Origin of the sequence: Pseudomonas edaphica (genome assembly GCF_005863185.1) — a bacterium.
Taxonomy (GTDB): domain Bacteria; phylum Pseudomonadota; class Gammaproteobacteria; order Pseudomonadales; family Pseudomonadaceae; genus Aquipseudomonas; species Aquipseudomonas edaphica.
The window spans coordinates 1-1,148 of sequence record NZ_VBVZ01001014.1 but is presented as its reverse complement, the minus strand read 5'-3'; the positions used below and the strand labels follow the sequence as shown (position 1 = coordinate 1,148).

Here is a 1,148-nt window from a genome sequence, read left to right as displayed (position 1 = left end):
GTAATGGCGAGTCTGGAAAGGCATCAGCGCTTGAGCCTTCAACCCCAGCCCCTCACTCAACCCCCAAGACACCGCCAGTTCATCACGACGGCTGCGCAGCGCAACAGCGCCTTGTGGTTGCACGTTTTGCTTGGCAGCAGAAGCCGAAAACAATTCAAGCGCCTTCAACGCTTCCATTACCCGGGAATCCGTCGCACATGAAAAGCGCGTGAAGCGCTCAAGCAAGTAACCTGCGCGACGAAGCTCCACCTCACTGGAATGCGTTTTCAGAAAAGCCCTCACCTCACCCACAAGGTTCGCGTCCGAGTACCAAACCGCTTTTGCTGCACAGACAAGCGCCGCGTCATCAGCCTGATTCAAAGGGCTTTTGACCAGCGTATCCAAGGCGGATGAGAGGACGGGCGCGTTAAAAGGCTTCGTCAACTTCAGTCTCCAGGTAGTCGTGCAGAATATTGTTCAGAATGGATCTAGGTGATTCTTTGTTGCCAACATACATATCAATCGCCTGCAATGCCAATCGACGGAACTCAGTGCCAAGGATGAAGCCTGCCCTGAGCAACGCCATGATGTCGCTTACATCCTGATCCGTAGCTCTGCCCAATTTGGAGATCGCAATATCGATAGGCGCAGCTATGTGCAGATGCAGTGCAGACTCGTGAGGAAATTCCTCAAGGGGAATACTTCGTTCCCAGTAGTCTTCGTGAAGCGGGCCAAATGCAGTGTTGTATTGAAGATCGTAGTTCAGCTCCATGACGCGGCCGGATTGCTCATCGAAAAATGCTTCTGGAAACTCCGCCAGCAATGTCCGCAGACGCAATGTGTCTCGAGTATTCGCGCAGTAAATCTCTGCATCCACATCAGTGGAAACTCGATGGTGCGTATACAAATGGACAGCACAGCCACCAAAGACAATAACCTTCACCGCGCCGGGCTTGGCGCCCTCAACCATCAACTCCACCTCGATGGACTTGAACATTGAAATCAAAGCCTGGCCCAGTGGGGTACTCGTATTGAGGCGAGGAGCGACGGTATCTGGAAAATCCATTATTAATCTCAAGCCGGTGCAGCATTGCCGAACGGGTCTTGAGTTCAAATCCCGATCACTGATTGGTCAGTGACCGAGGAAGGCTATTGAGGCGAGTTCCTAG

Annotated in this window: 2 protein-coding genes; both read right to left on the bottom strand. The window is 52.6% G+C overall.

Features of this window, described 5'->3' with window-relative positions:
* On the bottom strand, window positions 1-423 hold a 423-nt coding region (locus FEM54_RS32920; RefSeq protein WP_138454324.1), incomplete at its 3' end, for a hypothetical protein.
* Window positions 407-1,045 carry a DUF6036 family nucleotidyltransferase gene (locus FEM54_RS32915; protein WP_138454323.1) on the bottom strand — a complete coding sequence of 213 codons (639 nt, stop codon included), beginning with the start codon at window positions 1,043-1,045 and terminating at the stop codon, window positions 407-409. The genes FEM54_RS32920 and FEM54_RS32915, both read right to left, overlap by 17 nt.
* Between the last annotated feature and the right edge of the window lie 103 nt (window positions 1,046-1,148).